Genomic DNA, 17,755 nt, shown 5'->3' with positions numbered 1-17,755 from the left:
ATACCAAGCAGATTCCACCTTGCTTCGTGGGGCCGAGGTGGGCAGATTGTTTTCTTTCCATTAACTTTATTCCCTTAAACGTGCGAGCACGGGCGTTCACGCCGATTTAATGACAGAGTAGCGAACACCTCCACCGGATGCTCCGGGGCGGTAATCTGCAAGACAAACATTTATATAGCTTTCCTAACTACACAGCGTCAAGCGAAACGGATCTGACGTACCGAGTCATCACTGAGGGAACTTTTGGTGACACCGGGCAACTATATAGTCGTGTCGTGATTATCGGGATTCTGACCAGGCCGGTCGGAATGCTGTGCGGATGTGCTATCTGTGCCCATAGAAGGAGCATTTCATGAATGTTATGTCAGTTTTGAATCAGATTATGGGCCAAGCCCAGATTGACCCTTCGCGTAAAGGCGGCGTTGATGTAAACCAGCTGGCCGGGGGCCTTGGCAGTCATCTCAGCGGAAAATCCGGCAGTGGGATTGATGTTAAAAGCCTGCTTGGCGGCGGAGCACTGGGCCTGATGCTCGGATCAAAACGTGGTCGGAAAATGGGAGGTAAAGCACTCAAGTACGGTGCGCTCGCCGGTGCAGGCGTGCTGGCCTGGAAGGCCTACCAGAATTATCAGGGCAAGGCCCAAACGCCAGAACCCTCGGAACCCGCTCAACAAGGCCGACCACTGGAACAACTCCAGGGTGCGGATCAGGAGCGCCGAGGACTCGAGATTCTTCAGGCAATGATCATGGCAGCCCGCGCCGATGGCCATATTGATGCCAACGAGCGCAACCTTCTGACACAGGAGATTGAGAAGCTGAATCCGGATGATGAACTTCATCAGTGGATCCAGCAGCAGTTCGACGCGCCCCTGGATGCAGGAATCCTGGCCAGAAACGCTGATTCACCCCAGGCCGCGAGAGAGATGTATATCGTCAGCGTTTTGATGATTGATGACCAGAACCCCATGGAGCGTGCATGGCTAGACCAACTGGCGTCTGCATTGCGCCTGGAGGCGGGCCTTGCTAGAGAACTGGAGCAGCAGGTTCAGGCTGCCGCAGGCTAGCCGCACCGCGGCTCAGTGGTGATGCATACCAGAATGGTTCATCTTACCCTGGGTGCCATCCAGGGGCTGAACCTTTAGCTCCACCGTGACGTCTTCAAGAGCATCGAAGCCTAATCTGACGGAGACGAGCTCCCCCTCCGTCAGGGGCTCAGCAAGTTGCTCCAACATCAAATGGTAACCATGGGGCTTCAGTTCCACTGTCCCGCCGGCAGGAATGGTGAGCCCGCCGCTGACCCGCTGCATTCGCATCAGTCCCTCATGCTCGTATGTTTCATGAATGGACACATGCCCGGCTCTCGGGCTTTCAGCTGATACCAGCGTGATGTCCTGCTCGCCGTTATTGGTAATCACCATGTAGCCAACGCCCATGGGGGTTCCCGGCGGGGTTGGCCGGCTCCAGGGGTGGTCAATCTGAACAGTCTTCTGTTCCTGGCTATGCCCGTGATGATGACTGTGATCAGCTGCCATCAATGGCATGCATAGTGTGGCGGAGGACAACAGCAAAGCCGCTGCCGCATTTGTCAGTGGTTTCATGGCTTCTCGCATGGATTATTATGTTGATGACACTCGCAGTACCTTAAGTGTTGACCCTGCATCCTGCCTTGGCAAGTGGTCAGTCACAAGGCCGGACAACAACGAAAAAATCCATCAAGCCGATTTGACCAAAGCTGTCATCATCGCCCCCAGAAACCGCGAGGCTTCCCCGCCGGTTGCCGCCCGGTGGTCGAAGGTCAATGACAACGGCAGGATGCGACGAATGGTCGCAGTGCCCTTATGTGGCACAACCTTATCCCGGATTCGCCCGGCCCCCACGATGGCCACTTGTGGCGGGCTGACAATGGGGTTGGCGTACTGTCCGGTCATGGTTCCGAAATTCGACAGGGTAATGGTGGCGCCCTGCATCTCTTTCGGCGGTATCTTGCGGGTGGCCACCGCCTCGCGAAGGTTCTCCAGGCCCTGGCGCAGGTCTTTCTGGCTGCGATGGGTGATGTCCCGCAACACCGGCACGAACAGGCCGTCCGGGGTATCTACGGCGATGCCCACATGCACCTCGTTCAGGAGTTGCCGGCTCAGGTTGTCGCCATCAAACCAGCAGTTGAGCTCCGGCACAGCTTCACAGGCTTTGCCAATGGCCTGCACCAGGCGCATGGTGATGTCGGTGCCCTTTTTCCAGTCACCAATATCCACGTCTTCAAATATCGACACCGCCACGACCTGGGCGTGAGACAACGCCATGTTCTTGGCCATGGTACGGCGGGTGCCTCGCAAGGGTTCGGCTTCGCCCAACTGTTTCTGGTGGCTGGCCTGTTTGTGCACGTCGTCCGTGGTGATCAGGCCACCCGGGCCGCTGCCCTTGATGGTTTCCAGGCCAACGCCCAGGCGTTCCGCCAGTGCGCGCACGCCCGGGGTGGCGCGATTGGCCCGGGCCCGCTTGCTGGAAGGTGCCGCACCAACGATAAACTGGTCCTGCTGCGCACCGTTACCATCGCCTTTTCCGGAGGACTTCAACTCACCCACCACGGTACCGCTGTCGTCCCCCTCTCCTTCAAAGGCCAGCAGGGGTTCGCCAGTGTGGATGATGTCGCCGGGTTCGCCATAGAGTTTGGCGATGGTTCCGGCCTGGGGCGAGGGCACTTCAACGATGGCTTTGGCGGTTTCTACGCTGACCAGTACCTGGTCAACGTCCACGGTATCGCCAACTTTGATGTGCCATTCGACGATTTCGGCTTCGGGCAGGCCTTCGCCTAAGTCTGGGAGTTTGAAGTTTTTCATAGCGCGATCACCTGTTCGACGGCTTTAACGATGTCTTCCACCTGCGGCAGGTAATACTGCTCGTTTCGGTAGTAAGGCATGATGGTGTCGTAACCGGTGACTCGCACCACCGGGGCCTGAAGGTCCAGGAAGGCACCTTCGGCAATGGAGGCAGCCACCTCCGCACCAACACCGCCGTTGCGGCAGGCTTCGTGAACAATGACCGCCCGACCGGTTTTGGCCACAGAGCAAAGTAGGGTTTCCCGATCGAGGGGGCTGACGGTGGCTACGTCGATCACCTCGCAGCTGACGCCCTGCTCCGCCAGTTTGTCCGCGGCCTGCAGGGTTTCCTGCACACAGGCGCCCCAGGTAATCAGGGTGACGTCATCGCCTTCGCGCAGGGTGAAGCAAATATCCAGCGGTAGCGCCTCACCGTTGTCCTCCACGCTCTGGGTGACTGCCCGGTAGATACGCTTGGGCTCCAGGAAGATCACCGGGTCCGGATTGCGGATGGCCGCCAGCAGAAGGCCATACGCCCGTTGCGGGGAGCTGGGAATAACCACCCGCAGGCCGGGGATGTGGGCAAACAGGGCTTCGGTGCTTTCCGAATGATGCTCGGGCGCATGGATACCGCCACCGAACGGTGCCCGAAACACCAATGGGCAATGGAGGCGGCCGCGGGTGCGATTACGCATGCGAGCGGCGTGGCTTACAATCTGCTCCATGCCGGCGTAGATAAAGCCCATAAACTGGAATTCCGCCACGGGCCTCAGGCCTTGCGTAGCCATACCAATGGCCGTACCGGCGATCAGATTCTCCGCCAGCGGCGTATCCATCACCCGTTTGAAGCCAAAGGCTTCTTTCAGGCCTACGGTGGCCCGGAACACGCCGCCATTGGTGGCAATGTCTTCGCCCAGCATCACTACGTTAGCATCGTCTGCCATGGCCCGATGCAGGGCCATATTCACCGCTTCCACCAGGGTCACATCACGGGTTTCAATGGATTGCTTTGCCTGGCTCATAGGTCACCTCCCCGGTATTTGCTGGCGATCTGCTCACGCTGGGGTTGCAACGCGGCGGGGAGGGTTTCAAACAGGTAATCAAGCATCGCGGTGGGTGGCTCGGCCTCCATAGCCAGGTATGCTTCAACGGCCCGTTCAACAGTTTGCTTGCAGTCGGCCTGAAGAGATTTTTCTTTATCCGGGCTCCAGTGGCCGTTGTCATGCAACCAGTTCTGCAGGCGTTTGATGCCATCTTTCTCCCAGGCGCGCTTGAGATCTTCGGCGGTACGGTAGCGGGTCGCGTCGTCGGCGGTGGTGTGATCACCCAGCCTGTAGGTAATGGCTTCAATCACCGTCGCGCCTTTACCACCATGTGCCCGGCCCAGAGCCGTATCCAGCGCCTCGACCGTAGCGAAGTAGTCGTTACCATCGACAATGTGGCCCGGCAATCCGGCGCTGATGGCTTTCTGCGCAATGGTCTCCGCGCCACTTTGCAGGCTGCGAGGTGTGGAAATCGCCCATTGGTTATTGATCACTACAAATACAACGGGTAAATGCCAGGCGCCGGCCAGGTTGATACTCTCCAGAAAATCACCCTTAGAGGTGCCACCATCGCCGATACAGCACACCACGGCCCGATTCTCATCGCGAATCTTCATGGCCGCCGCCACGCCCACAGCATGGCAACACTGAGTGGCAATGGGCACTGAGATTGGCAGGTCTTCCGGGCAGTTCTGCCAGGCGCTGCCACGCTCATCACCGCCCCAATACAGCAGTAATTCCGTGAGACTGACGCCGCGAAGAAGATGGGCCGCCTGGTCCCGGTAATAGGGCACAAACACATCAGACTTCGCCATGCTCTGGCCAATCGCCGTGCCCACCACCTCGTGCCCCAGCACAGAGGGATAGGTACCGCACTTGCCGGTGCGTTGCAGGGCGATGGCTTTGGAATCAAAGGTGCGCGTCAGCACCATGTTGCGGTAGGCGGCCAGAACCCGATCGGTGTTCCCGGCCTGGGGCGGCAGCTCCCCCAGAGGCTTGCCATGGTCATCCAGATAGCGGGTGCTATCCACATGGAATTCGTGGATTTGTCTCATCCCGTCCTCCTGTCCCCCGGCTTCGCGATAAAAGCCTGACCGCTCAACAAGCCTGCTTTTGGCGGGCAACGGCGGCCTTGGGGTGGTCGTCTTGTTGTTGGCGTGGGTTACACACCTGGGATAATGATCAGAACACCTGTTCCGGTGTCCTGATTAAGTATTAGACAATAAAAACACGAAGGGCAAACTCCGACTGGATAGCCCCTGGCCGACTCAATCGTGCCAGGGTTCACCGGAATTCTTGCGGCTCAACAACCAGTAGGTAATACCCAGAGCCAGAGTGGTTGCTGCAATACCCAGCAGGTACATCGGGGTAAGCGTGTCGAAATCCAGCACGATGACCTTCCGGGAAATCGCCATCAGTGCTGTAGCAACAACCAGCTGAACCGGAAAAACATTGGTACCCAGGTACAGACGGATGTTGATGAAAATCTCCACCGCAATCAGCACCGCCATAAAGGCACCGAAGGTGAAGAAGATATCGTTGATATCCAGTAGCAGGAAAGGCGGCGTCAGCAGGCGTGCGTAGATGATATACACCACATCACCCACGCCCCAAAGAATCACCGCCACCATCAGCACCGCCAGCACGCGTATGGCAAAGCGGATAATCCGGTGCAGCCCCCGGAAGAAGGGATCGGGGAAATCAATCGGCAGCTCCTGGTGAAGCTCATGCTTTCGAGCGGAACGCTCGGGCAAAACATCCTTTTCTTTATCCACCATGGCACCGCTCCTGTGCTGCCGATGACGACGGGAATCAGGCTTTCTTCACAAACTCCGACTTGAGTTTCATAGCACCAACACCGTCAATCTTGCAATCAATATCGTGATCGCCATCCACCAGTCGAATGTTCTTGACCTTAGTGCCTACCTTAACCACCAGGCTGGACCCTTTAACCTTCAAGTCCTTGATCACAGTGACCGTATCACCATCCTGAAGTTCATTACCGTTGGAATCCCGAACCACCTTACCGGCCTCGGCCTCAGCCTGTTCCGCCGCAGTCCACTCATGCCCGCACTCGGGGCAAACCAGCTGAACGCCATCTTCATAGGTGTATTCAGAATTGCATTGGGGGCATGGGGGCAATTGAGACATTATCATTTCCTGTTAATTAAATGAGCACAGGATTATACCACTACCGCCCCGGAGACACCCTCGCCAGAACCGTCGGATTCTCCGACAGCGGCAACGCCAGAATCACACCCTCATTGGAGGCCGGAAAAACCCCGGTCAGCGCCGTCACATTCACCTGATGCGACACCAGAATCACCGACGCCCCCGGCTCCAGTTCATTCACCAACGCAATCGTTTGCCGCGTTTGGGTATCACCATCACCCCGATTCCGGAAAAACGAATTCAACGCCGGCCACTCCGTCACCTCCCCCATATCCATTTCCCGCGCCGTATCCATACACCGACACCACTGGCTGGAAAACACCCTTGCCTCGGTAATACCCCGAGACGCCAGAAACGGCCCCCACGAACGCGCCTGTTCGCGCCCGACCGAATTGAGATTGCGCTGGGTGCTGCAATCCTCCAGGTCAAACCCGCTGGGATCGCCGGTACCCGGCGCAAGAGCGTGACGCATCATCAGAACCGCCCGTCCCTCGCGGAGGGCGGTCCAGGCGTCGAAATCTGTTGCAGCTGACCGCACGGGCAGCGCTGAAAAGACCATCAAGAGTCCCAACAACAAAACCTTCATAGTTTTCCCTCATTTCTCAGATTCCTGCCAAATCGTGGAGGTACCCGAACTGTCGGAACGGTGTCATTGGGGGCCGCTTTCCAAAAATTTCGAAGGCCAAGGATGGCCTGAGAGAAGCGCACATGGATGTGCTCGTAGCGTTTTTTGGAAAGCGGCCCCCAATGACACAGGCACCAGAACCCAGACGGCATAGAGACAAATACGCGGACCAAAACTAACAAGCTCACCCGATGAAAGGTTAAAATGCACCAACGACAAACCAACGAGGAAAACCAACATGCCAATCTGGGTCGACGCCGACGCCTGCCCCGTCCCCATCCGGGAAATACTGTGCCGCGCCGCCACCCGCTGGCAAATCCAAACCACCTTCATTGCCAACCACGCCATCACCCTGCCGCCGAGCCCCTACATCAGCCGCCGCCAAGTACCCCAAGGCTTTGACGTAGCCGACAACGAAATCATGGACCAGATGACCAAAGGCGACCTGGTCATCACCCAGGATATCCCCCTGGCCGCCGAAGCCATCGAAAAAGGCGCCGACGTGTTCAACCCCAGAGGCCAAGCCTTCACCAAGGAAAACATCCGCCAGCGCCTGGCCATGAGAAACTTCATGGAAGAGATGCGCAACGCCGGGCAAGTCACTGGCGGGCCCGCTCCCTTCGGCCAGGCAGACCGCAAAGAATTCGCCGATCAACTGGACCGCTGGCTGCAACGCAACGGTCGCAGGTGATAATGATTCTATTTTAACTCAGTCAAAAATCCGCTAACCTTCCCGCCTTCAGTGAGATAAGCCACGGCAAGAAGGAAGCGGAACATGGCCACAAGCAGCCAACACACCAGCAGCTTTGCGGCACTCGGCCGCCTGTTACGTTATGCCCGGGGTTATCGTCGGCGGATCATCGCCGCCACCACCTGCTCCGTCATCAACAAACTGTTCGATATTGCCCCCGAAATCCTGATTGGCGTGGCCATCGATGTGGTTGTGAACCAGGAACAGAGCTTTGTCGCCCGGCTTGGGTTCGAGACCGCCCAGCAACAGATTACCATCCTGGCGGTACTGACCTTTTTCATCTGGGCAGGCGAATCCCTGTTCGAATACCTGTACCAGATCCTCTGGCGCAATCTGGCCCAACGCCTGCAGTCGGATCTTCGGCAAGACGCCTATGAGCACGCCCAGCGTCTGGATATGAGTTTCTTTGAAGCTCGAAGCTCCGGGCAGCTGGTTGCCACCATGAACGACGACGTTAACCAGCTTGAGCGTTTTCTCGATGGCGGTGCCAACGCCATGATTCAGGTGGCCGTCACCGTGGTGGCCGTGGGTGCAGTTTTCTTCGTGCTGTCCCCACTGATTGCCCTGCTGGCGTTCACCCCTATCCCGCTGATCATCTGGGGAGCCTTCTATTTTCAGCGTAAAGCCGGACCGCTGTACGCCGATGTCCGTGAAAAAGTCGGTGACCTGTCCAGCCGCCTTGCCAACAATCTGGGTGGTATTGCCACTATCAAAAGCTTTACCGCTGAGCTGCGCGAAGCCCGCCGCCTGAAACAGGCCAGCGAGGCCTATGTGGAAGCCAACCGGCAGGCGATTCGTATCAGCTCAGCGTTCATACCCGTGATTCGAATGGCGATTCTCGCCGGGTTTCTGGCGACCTTTACCGTCGGTGGCATGATGGCATTGAACGGCGACCTCAACGTCGGTGCCTACGGCGTGCTGGTATTCCTGACCCAACGCCTGCTCTGGCCCCTGACGGGCCTCGCTGAGGTTATTGACCTGTTCGAGCGCGCCATGGCCAGCACCCGACGAATTCTCGACCTGCTGGCGGAACCGGTCAACGTGCGGGACCAGGCAGGAAAAGACCTTGAACAACCGGTTCAGGGCAGGGTGGCGTTTGACCAGGTGGGCTTTCATTATGCCAGCAGCGGTGCCGGTGTTAACGGCATCAGCCTGGAGGTACCCGCCGGCAATACCCTGGCCCTGGTGGGTGCAACCGGGTCTGGCAAATCAACCCTGATCAAACTGTTGTTGCGATTCTATGATCCCACCCACGGCGAGATCCGCCTGGATGGCCAGGCTATTCGGGACGTGAGCCTGAAATCCCTGCGAGATGCGATCGGTCTGGTCAGCCAGGATGTCTACCTGTTTGAAGGCAGCATTCGCGACAATCTGGCCTACGGTAAGCCCGAAGCCACCGATGAAGAGATTATCGAAGCGGCCCGAACAGCAGAGGCCTGGTCGTTCATCAGCCAGTTACCCCAGGGCCTGGATACTCCGGTTGGCGAACGCGGGGTGCGCCTCTCCGGCGGCCAGCGCCAACGGCTGTCCCTGGCCCGTGCCCTGTTGAAAGATCCTCCGGTTCTGGTACTCGATGAAGCCACCAGTGCCGTGGACAACGAAACTGAAGCGGCAATTCAGCGCTCGCTCCGGCGCATTGGCCACAACCGAACGGTGATCATGATCGCCCACCGATTGTCGACCATTGTTGACGCGGACAACATCGCGGTGATCGACGGAGGCCAGGTGGTCGAACAAGGCGATCACAAGACACTGCTGGCGCTAAACGGCGCCTACGCTGCGCAATGGCGCGTTCAAACCGGCCAGGTGAACAATGCCGACACCTGATATTCATTGATAGTAATTCGCATTTAGATTATCCTGCCCGCCAAAGCCAAGGGAGAGTCTGAATGCCAGCGTTTTTTGAAGTCGACCAACTGGCGGTTCGCCTGGGTGACACCGCCATATTGCACAATGTCAGCCTGGCATTTCAGGAAGGCGAGGTAACGGCGCTGCTCGGTCATAACGGCTCGGGCAAATCCACCTTGTTGAAGACCCTGGCCCGGCAGATATCGCCCTCCCACGGCGAAGTCCTGCTCAATGGCCAGTCTTTCCGGGCTACAGGTACCAGAGCATTCGCAAGAACCGTGGGCTACCTGCCACAACATCCCCCGGCAACCGACGGACTCACAGTGAGAGAGCTGGTCGCACTCGGACGCTATCCCTGGCGCGGCCCCCTCGGCCGTTACACTGCGGGCGACCAGACACTGATTGAACAGGCCATCCATGACACCGGCCTGGCACGATTCGCTGACCGTGCGGTCGACACCCTGTCGGGTGGTGAGCGGCAACGGGCCTGGATAGCCATGTTGCTGGCCCAGCAAACCCGCTGCCTGCTGTTGGATGAACCCATTTCCGCCCTGGATGTGAAACACCAGGTGGAGACCCTGCGCCTTGTCCACCGCCTTGCCGAAGAGCGGGAACTGACCGTCATTGTGGTGTTACACGATGTGGATCTCGCGGCCAGGTTCTGCGACCGCCTCGTGGCCCTGAAAGCCGGTCAGGTTGTGGCGGATGGAACGCCCAATGAGATTATGGACAGCGGCATATTGGAATCCATCTACGGCGTCGCCATGGGCGTGATGGAACGAGCGCCCGGCCAATGGGTGTCTTATGTGCACTGAACAACGGGCTTCCCGCCCACTCGCGTATCTCTGCTTACTTGCATTGATAATCAGCCAACCCGCGCACTCCGGCACCTGGAGCCATGAGAAGGGCACCCTCACCCTGCCCCGGCCGCCCGAGCGTATCGTTGCCCTCAACTGGGCCGCGACTGAGGCGCTTTTGCTATTGGGGGTGACCCCCGTAGGCGTGGCAGATCGGGACGGCTACAGCGCCTGGGTCCAGGCCCCGGAATTACCCGGTGGCGTTGCCAATGTTGGCACCCGCGTTGCTCCCAGCCTAGAGGCGATTGCCGAGCTGAAACCAGACCTGATCGTTACCAGTGCCGAAATGGCGCCTGCGGCCGAACTACTGGAACGCATTGCTCCCACCTACGTCATCAGTGTCTACAAAGAGGGCTCCGCCCCCTTCACCAAAGCCAGGGAAATGCTAACCACGCTTGGCCAGATGCTTGGCCGCGAAGACCTGGCCGAGGCCATACTTATTGATATCGACGAAACCCTCGAACAACAACGCACCCGTCTGGCCGAGGCCGGCCTGGATCGGCAGCCGGTGGCCCTGGTCAACTTTCTGGATGACCGGCATGTCCGAATCTACGCGCACAACGGCCTCTATCAGACCACCCTCAAAGCCTTGGGGCTGAGCAATGCATGGCCACACGAGGGTAACTATTGGGGTTTCTCTGTGGTTGGCCTGGAGGCCATTGCGCCCTATCACGACAGTCGTATCGTTGTAATTTCACCCACCCTGCCCGGGCTCTCGGATCACCTGGCCGGCAGCCCCTTCTGGACTTACCTGCCGGCCGTCAAGCGAAACCAGGTGTATCAGATTGAGCCGGTGTGGCCATTCGGCGGGGTGTACCCGGTAAAACGCCTGGCGATCTTGTTGGCTGATGCCCTGTTGGAGGGAGGCCGCAACAATGTTCGCTGACTCGGCACGCGTACCTGCGACCGCCCCTTCCCTCCCCAAAAGACTTCCGGTTGCCATTGCCCTGCTCTGGCTTGTCGCCCTGGCGGCCAGCTCCCTTCCCTGGCTGAGCCAGATGACACCAGGCGAACTGTTCGCGGCGTTCTGGAGCTATACCGAAGATTATTACCCGTCTGTGCTCGCTCACTACAGCTGGGCCCCCAGGGTCTCAATGGCCGTTCTGATCGGCTGCGGACTGGGCCTGGCAGGCGCCGTTACCCAGCAAATCCTTGGCAACCCCCTGGCCTCGCCCACCACGCTGGGCGTGGAAGCCGGCGGGCAGTTCGGGGTGACCATTGCTACGCTTTTTGTACCGGGTTTGCTGGCCTTCAGCCCCGACCTGGCCGCCGTGGCGGGCGGCCTTCTGGCCATTGGCCTGGTGATTGCGCTGACCTGGCGCCTGGGTTTCTCTCCAGTCACGGTCATTCTGGCGGGGCTGGTGATCACCTTCTTCCTCGGCGCCATGAACATGGCCTTTCTTCTGCTCAAAGGCGAATGGCTGGGCAACCTGTTCATCTGGGGTGCAGGCTCACTGGTCCAGAATAACTGGGGGCCCTTCCTGGAGTTGCTGCCGCGAGTACTGATTCTGGCGGTTGCCATGCTGATGTTGATGCGGCCACTGGCACTGCTGCAACTGGGGCAGGCTTCGGCTTCGGCACTCGGGGCCAAGGTTGCGCTGGTTCGGGGCGGCGCCCTGATTCTCGTGGTGCTGATGAGTTCCGTGGTGGTCAGCCGGGTAGGTGTGGTGGCATTCGTGGGGCTGGCGGCCCCGGTGCTGGCCAAGCTACTGGGCGCCCGCACGCTGGGTGAGCGACTGCTTTGGAGCACGATTACTGGCGGCGGGCTCTTGCTGCTGGCAGACACCCTGGCGCACTGGGCAACAACTCTGGGTAACGGCTCCATTGTGCCCACCGGCACCACCACCGCCCTGATCGGCGGCCCCATTATCCTGATGGCGTTGCAGGGCATTCGAAACACCCACCATATGCCCGGAGCAGATTCGAGCCCAGCCGGGTTCATGCCCACCCGCAAGCCAACAGTTCTGATCGCCGGCATTCTAATGGCGCTACTGGTGCTGACCATCGCTGTGTCTATGGCCTGGTCGCCCGGCCTGAGTTCCTGGAACTGGACACCCGTGTCGAACTGGAGCGATGCCTGGGTGTGGCGTGGCCCCCGGCTGATGGCGGCCATTCTTGCCGGCATGGCTCTGGGCATGGCCGGCACGCTGATACAGCGCATGACCGGCAACCCTATGGGCAGCCCGGAATTGCTGGGTATTAGCGGTGGAGCGGCTTTGGTGATGGTGGTCCTGGTGCTCACCGGCCTCGACATCGGCCGTGGCGGACAACTGGTCGGAGCCACTGCGGGGGCCGCTGCTGCATTGGGCCTGTTGATTCTGCTGGCACGCCGTCATCGCTTTGCCGGCAACCAACTGCTGTTGGGCGGGCTGGCGCTTTACGTCTTTATGGATGCCGGATTGAGGCTGGTAATGGCTTCCGGGGGAACCGTTGCGTCGAGATTGCTGAACTGGATGTATGGCTCCACCTGGCTGGTGTCTGAACCGGAAGCCATTGGTTTGCTGGCACTGGTGCTGGGGCTTGGAGCACTGCTTTTGCTGGTTATACGACCGCTGACCCTTTTGCCGCTGGGGGATTCGGCCGCATCATCGCTGGGGCTGCCGGTTGCGCGGGCCCGGCTTCTGCTGCTGCTGATGGCTTCGGTACTCACTGCCGCCGCCACTGTGGTGATCGGCCCGCTGAGCTTTGTTGGGCTGATCGCACCCCACCTTGCCAGGGTGCTGGGCCAGCAAACGGTGGGGCGTCAGCTTGTGGTTGCGGCGCTGGCAGGTGGACTGCTGCTGGCCATCGCCGATTATCTGGCGCGGGTCGTCGTGTTTCCCAACCAGTTGCCATCCGGGCTATTAGCGGCCCTGGTGGGTGGCCTGTACTTTCTCTGGGGATTGAGCCGCCATGGCCGTCACTGAGGTTTGTGGTGATCACTGGCTGGCCAGCTATCGCCAACTGTTAACCGGCCATGGTCTGAGCCCACAGAACACGCTGAACAGCGCACTGGCTCAAGACGCCGGGCAACGCCCTGCGCTGTTTTCCCTGGCACAGGTTCTGGCCAGGCCGGAGCTGCTGGAAAACCAGCTGCTGGAGGATTATCCGGACGCGTGCCACCCCAGGATGCACAAGGCCCGCGTGTCGGTGCTACACCAGAGCCTGGCCTTGCAGGTCATCGCCCCCCGGGTGCTACAGCTGTTCCGGGATGGAGTCTGCGCCCCCCTGAACCCAGACCGAATTTTCCTGTGCCCGCTGGAACTCGCTGACGCGCCGTCTCGCTGGGTTAACTTGAATGACGGTCAGACGCCGCTGGCACCCGAGGCATTTATTGAGATAACCGCTGATCAGATGCAGGCGTGGTATCCGGTCTTCCGGCAGTCCTTCGGGGTCAGTCCCGGCGCCTACTGGAGCAGTGTTGGCCTGGCACTGGGTGCACCCTTTTCTGCGGTCTGGAATCAGGTGGACCCGGAAGCGCTCTGCGCCCTGGCCACCAGCTGGCTGGCCCGGTTTGAGTGTGAGGCAAACCGATACATCGACTGGATACCGGCTGAATTCAGCCAACAGCGCTGTGCACTGCCTCAACGGCGAGGCTGCTGCCTGAAGTACCTGTTACCGGACGGCGGATACTGCGGGACTTGCGGGATTTACCGTCGCGACCGCATGGGCAGCGTCAGGGAATCAGCATCAGACAAGCCATTAAAGACGTTATCAACCACCAACTCTATTTGTAAACGATAACCTTTATCATTACAATCCGCGTTACAAATTTTACATCTGACCCTAACCTATCAGAGGAATACCCAGGAATGCAGTTGCCCACTTCCACCAAAAACAAGGAATACAAGCATTCGCCGCGCGGTTCATGGACCGCAGGGCTCCTTACACTGGCAGTGAGTAGCACACCGGCTCTGGCCCAGGAAACACTTACTCCGATTGATGTCAGTGGCGAGCGTATTGAAGACCCATCTGCCCCGGTTGATGGGTATATTGCGACCTCTAGCCGGGCGGGAACTAAAACCAATACCCCGATTACCGAAATTCCACAGTCTATTTCTGTGGTTACCGCCGATCAGATGCAAGACCAGGGCGTTGCCAGTGTTCAGGAAGCCTTACGTTACACCGTGGGCGTGGGAGCCGAGCAGTTTGGTCTTGATAGCCGGGGCGACTGGCAGTCCGTGCGCGGCGGCGACCCGGTGATCTTCCTCGATGGCATGCAAAAGACTTTCGGTTTCTATCAGAGCCCTCGCACGGAGCCGTACCTGCTGGAACGCATTGAAGTCATTCGTGGGCCCTCTTCCGTGCTTTACGGCCAGGGCAACGTGGGGGGCCTGGTTAATCTCGCCACCAAACGCCCACAGGCAGAACAGTCTACCGAACTGAAACTGCAGGTAGGGAACCACTCCCGAAAGCAGGCAGCAGTCGATTCAACAGGGGCGCTTAATAAGGACGGCACCCTGCTTTATCGTTTTATTGCCCTGGGCCGCGATAGCGACACACAGGTCAACAAGGTTGAGGACAATCGAGTGGTCATCGCACCTTCGATCACCTGGCGCCCAACGGATCAGACCGAGTGGACTGTTATGGCGCTGCACCAGGAGGACCGTTCAGGCACCACCACACAGTTCCTGCCTATCGAAGGGACCCTGAAACCGTCACCATTTGGCCTGCCACAGATCCCCATCGATCTGTTCATCAGCGAACCGGATTTCGACCGCTACAACACCAAGGAAAACGCGGTGACATCGTTGTTAAGCCACCAGCTCAACAACGTCTGGACAGTGCGGCAAAGCCTCCGTTACTCGGAGACCGAGGTAGACTATCAGAGCATCTACCCGCAATTTACTCCTGCCCTCAAGGAGAACGGGGATATCGCTCGGGTCGCCTATGCTAACAAGCCAAACCTGGACACCCTGACCGCAGATCATCAGGCAGAGGCTTTGTTCTCAACGGGCAATGTGGACCACACGGTACTGCTTGGCTGGGATTACCAGCATGCGGTCAGCAGCAGCCGCCGGGCCTACAAGGCCGACATTGGCGACTTGAACGTATTTAACCCCGTCTACGGGAACTATGACCGGCTGACCGAAAGCGACTTCAGTGATACACCGGAAAATACGGTGATCCAGAGTGGGTTCTACGCCCAGAATCAGATGACCATTAATGATCGCTGGATCGCAGTGCTGGGCCTTCGCCACGACAGCGCCCGCAACAAGACCGAGGGCGGCACGGCCTTCACCGACGAGGAGGTCACCGGCAGGGCTGGCCTGATGTACAAGTTCAGCAACGGTGTCACTCCGTTCATCAGCTACTCGGAATCCTTCAAACCGGTCACCGGTCTTGATGCTTTCAACAATCCGTTCGAGCCGTTAAAAGGTGAGCAGGTTGAAGTCGGCGTAAAGTATCAGCCGGCTGACTCCGCGAGCCTGTATACCGCTACGGTATATGATCTGCGCGAAAAGAACCGCCAGGCTCCTGACCCCGTGAATCCGAACAATCAGATTCAGAATGGCGAGACCAGCGCCCGTGGCATCGAATTGGAAGCAAAAGTGGACGTGAATGCACACTGGGACCTGATCGCCAACTATGCCTACACGGATACCGAGGTTGAGGAGGGCAACAACAAAGGTGCCCGACTGCCAAGCATTCCCGCCCACACAGCATCGATCTGGAGCCAACATGACCTGCGGTCAGTTGGTATTCCGGGGCTTCGGGCCGGTGCCGGTGTGCGTTATGTCGGGTCAAGCTGGGACGGCACAGACCAACTCAAGACCCCTGCAGAAACCCTGCTGGACGCCATGATTGCCTACGGTCGTGACAACTGGGAACTGGCTGTGAACGTCAACAACCTGACCAATGAGACTTACTTCACTACCTGCCTGGCTCGGGGCGATTGCTTCATAGGCACCAAACGCACTGTAACGGGCACCTTGAGTTACCGTTTCTGAGTCTTTCCTGACGAACACAAAAAAGCCACCGCAAACCGGTGGCTTTTTTGTGTCGTACACTCTGGTATCGTCTAGATTACTCACTAGTCGTCGGCGTGGCACCGCTGACACTACCTTAGCGTGGAGGAGACCTCATGAACCGCTCGACTATCGTCATCGCCGCGGGCTTATCAGTACTGGTAGCGTCCCCAGTATGGTCTGACCAGACGTTCTCATCCAACAAAACCGATTTCCGGATAGAAACCGTCGCCCAGGGCCTTGAGCACCCCTGGAGCCTGGCTTTCCTGCCCGACGGCACCATGCTGGTCACCGAACGTGAGGGTCGGCTTCGCCGGATTGAAAACGGCAATCTTGTGCGAGAGCCGGTGAAGGGACTGCCGGAGCTGGTTGCCTCCGGCCAGGGCGGGCTTCTGGATGTGGTGCTGCACCCGCAGTTCACCGACAACCAGACCCTGTTTCTGAGTTACGCACACCGCAACAGCGACGGCATGACTACCCGCGTTGCCCGTGCCACCTACAATGGCGAAGCGCTTGAGAACGTTGAAGTGATTTTTGAAGCTTTACCCCGCTCCAGCAATGGCAGGCACTTTGCGGGCAGGATGGTTTTTGACCAGAGCGGCCATCTCTACGTGGCCATCGGTGACCGGGGTGACATGGACAGGGCCCAGGACAATCGGGACGATGCCGGTGGTGTTCATCGCATTTCCACCAACGGTGACGCGATTGCAGACAACCCTTTTATGGATGATGCCCGCACCAACAACACCTTCTACACCTACGGCAACCGCAACATCCAGGGCATGACCCTGCATCCGGACACCGGTGAAGTCTGGAGCCATGAACATGGACCCCGGGGTGGCGACGAGATTAACATTATCAGGGCGGGGAATGACTACGGCTGGCCGAAGGTCACCTACGGCATCGACTACTCCGGCATCCCCATCTCAGACAAGACCACTATGGACGGTGTAACCGATCCACTGCACTACTGGGACCCGTCTATTGCCCCCTCTGGCATGGCCTTTTATACCGGCGACCTGTTCCCGCAATGGCGGGGCGATGTGTTTGTCGGTGCCCTGAGGAGTCAGAAACTGGTGCGTCTGACCATTAACAACGAACAGGTGATTGAGGAAGAAGATCTGCTCACCAATCTCGGTGAGCGAATCCGGGATGTGCGTATGGGGCCGGATGGCGCCCTGTGGCTGCTGACCGATTCACGCCAGGGCAAGGTGTACCGGGTGGTGCCGGCCGAGTGATCAGTGTGGATCGTTGGTGCGTTCGGTTTTCTCGAACTGGGGCAGGTTGTCGGTGATATCAAACCAGTCAGACTTTGACCCCACGTATACGTGCTGGGCCGCCTTTTTTCCCAAGGGTTCGTTGATCACGCCCACCCGCAGTCTCAGGATGCCGGGGATGGCGTCAACACGGCTGTAAAGCTGACTGCCGCAACGGGGGCAGAAAGCCCGGTATTTGCCGGGCCGGGATTCGAATTCACGCACCAGATCCTGTCCGGCAACATACCGGAAGCGCACCGTCTGAACCGGCGCACTGGCGGAGAAAGCACTGCCGTGCGCCCGACGGCACTGGCTGCAATGGCACAGGGCAACCGGGCCAAGCGGGCCATCGTATTCAAACTGGATATCGCCACAAAGGCATTGGCCGGTATACATCGTGCGCTCCTGATTCTGGCTCACAAACTCTGGGCGCTGATCAT

General features: G+C 58.8%; 17 protein-coding genes. 9 read left to right on the top strand and 8 right to left on the bottom strand.

The features are described from left to right. Nucleotides 1-352 precede the first annotated feature (352 nt). Nucleotides 353-1,063, top strand: coding sequence for a tellurite resistance TerB family protein (locus tag FIV08_RS04900; RefSeq protein ID WP_152437525.1), 711 nt, complete (start codon nt 353-355; stop codon nt 1,061-1,063). A 12-nt stretch (nt 1,064-1,075) separates the two neighbouring features. Here the strand turns inward: FIV08_RS04900 and FIV08_RS04895 are convergent, their stop codons facing one another. The 7 genes from FIV08_RS04895 to FIV08_RS04865 all read right to left on the bottom strand — a co-directional run bounded on the left by FIV08_RS04895 (nt 1,076) and on the right by FIV08_RS04865 (nt 6,589). Next, entirely contained in the window at nt 1,076-1,597 is a 522-nt protein-coding gene (locus FIV08_RS04895) for a copper chaperone PCu(A)C (protein WP_228715495.1), read from the bottom strand. 114 nt (nt 1,598-1,711) lie between these two features. Next, the gene (locus FIV08_RS04890) at nt 1,712-2,836 is read right to left on the bottom strand and encodes a dihydrolipoamide acetyltransferase family protein (protein ID WP_152437524.1); all 1,125 of its coding nucleotides are present in this window, start codon (nt 2,834-2,836) and stop codon (nt 1,712-1,714) included. Next, the gene (locus tag FIV08_RS04885; protein WP_152437523.1) at nt 2,833-3,837 is read right to left on the bottom strand and encodes an alpha-ketoacid dehydrogenase subunit beta; all 1,005 of its coding nucleotides are present in this window, start codon (nt 3,835-3,837) and stop codon (nt 2,833-2,835) included. The genes FIV08_RS04890 and FIV08_RS04885 overlap by 4 nt, the downstream gene beginning before the upstream one ends. Further along, nucleotides 3,834-4,913, bottom strand: coding sequence for a pyruvate dehydrogenase (acetyl-transferring) E1 component subunit alpha (gene pdhA, locus FIV08_RS04880; protein WP_152437522.1), 1,080 nt, complete (start codon nt 4,911-4,913; stop codon nt 3,834-3,836). The genes FIV08_RS04885 and pdhA overlap by 4 nt, the downstream gene beginning before the upstream one ends. Before the next feature lie 213 nt (nt 4,914-5,126). Continuing rightward, entirely contained in the window at nt 5,127-5,636 is a 510-nt protein-coding gene (locus tag FIV08_RS04875) for a phosphate-starvation-inducible PsiE family protein (protein WP_152437521.1), read from the bottom strand. A gap of 34 nt (nt 5,637-5,670) precedes the next feature. Continuing rightward, nucleotides 5,671-6,009 (bottom strand): zinc ribbon domain-containing protein YjdM, encoded by a 339-nt coding sequence (locus FIV08_RS04870; RefSeq protein WP_058090623.1) that lies wholly within the window; start codon nt 6,007-6,009, stop codon nt 5,671-5,673. 40 nt (nt 6,010-6,049) lie between these two features. Then, nucleotides 6,050-6,589 carry a histidine phosphatase family protein gene (locus tag FIV08_RS04865; RefSeq protein WP_228715536.1) on the bottom strand — a complete coding sequence of 180 codons (540 nt, stop codon included), beginning with the start codon at nt 6,587-6,589 and terminating at the stop codon, nt 6,050-6,052. A 304-nt stretch (nt 6,590-6,893) separates the two neighbouring features. Between FIV08_RS04865 and FIV08_RS04860 the strand changes: the two genes are divergently transcribed. From FIV08_RS04860 to FIV08_RS04825, 8 genes are all read left to right on the top strand, one after another. Next, the gene (locus FIV08_RS04860) at nt 6,894-7,346 is read left to right on the top strand and encodes a YaiI/YqxD family protein (RefSeq protein ID WP_106693594.1); all 453 of its coding nucleotides are present in this window, start codon (nt 6,894-6,896) and stop codon (nt 7,344-7,346) included. Nucleotides 7,347-7,430: 84 nt separating this feature from the next. Next, nucleotides 7,431-9,233, top strand: a complete 1,803-nt coding sequence (locus tag FIV08_RS04855; RefSeq protein WP_152437519.1) for an ABC transporter ATP-binding protein — start codon at nt 7,431-7,433, stop codon at nt 9,231-9,233. A gap of 62 nt (nt 9,234-9,295) precedes the next feature. Beyond that, nucleotides 9,296-10,069: an ABC transporter ATP-binding protein gene (locus tag FIV08_RS04850; RefSeq protein ID WP_152437518.1), complete on the top strand. Its 774-nt coding sequence runs from the start codon at nt 9,296-9,298 to the stop codon at nt 10,067-10,069. 43 nt (nt 10,070-10,112) lie between these two features. Further along, on the top strand, nt 10,113-10,997 hold the full coding sequence (locus FIV08_RS04845; protein WP_228715494.1) for an iron-siderophore ABC transporter substrate-binding protein: 885 nt from the start codon (nt 10,113-10,115) through the stop codon (nt 10,995-10,997). Then, nucleotides 10,987-13,017: a Fe(3+)-hydroxamate ABC transporter permease FhuB gene (gene fhuB, locus FIV08_RS04840; RefSeq protein WP_152437516.1), complete on the top strand. Its 2,031-nt coding sequence runs from the start codon at nt 10,987-10,989 to the stop codon at nt 13,015-13,017. Before FIV08_RS04845 ends, fhuB begins: the two co-directional genes overlap by 11 nt. Further along, nucleotides 13,004-13,834, top strand: a complete 831-nt coding sequence (locus tag FIV08_RS04835; RefSeq protein WP_152437515.1) for a (2Fe-2S)-binding protein — start codon at nt 13,004-13,006, stop codon at nt 13,832-13,834. Before fhuB ends, FIV08_RS04835 begins: the two co-directional genes overlap by 14 nt. Before the next feature lie 68 nt (nt 13,835-13,902). Next, nucleotides 13,903-16,041 (top strand): TonB-dependent siderophore receptor, encoded by a 2,139-nt coding sequence (locus tag FIV08_RS04830; protein ID WP_152437514.1) that lies wholly within the window; start codon nt 13,903-13,905, stop codon nt 16,039-16,041. Nucleotides 16,042-16,175: 134 nt separating this feature from the next. Next, complete coding sequence (locus FIV08_RS04825) at nt 16,176-17,297, top strand: PQQ-dependent sugar dehydrogenase (RefSeq protein ID WP_152437513.1); 1,122 nt, start codon at nt 16,176-16,178, stop codon at nt 17,295-17,297. On the opposite strand, the gene FIV08_RS04820 is transcribed toward FIV08_RS04825, so the two are convergent. Then, a complete protein-coding gene (locus FIV08_RS04820) occupies nt 17,298-17,711 on the bottom strand; it encodes a GFA family protein (RefSeq protein WP_072677847.1) in 414 nt (137 codons plus the stop codon). Nucleotides 17,712-17,755 lie beyond the last annotated feature (44 nt).

Source organism: Marinobacter sp. THAF197a (assembly GCF_009363275.1).
GTDB lineage: Bacteria > Pseudomonadota > Gammaproteobacteria > Pseudomonadales > Oleiphilaceae > Marinobacter.
The sequence above is the reverse complement of the archived record's forward strand: the minus strand, read 5'-3'. Positions and strand labels throughout refer to the sequence as shown.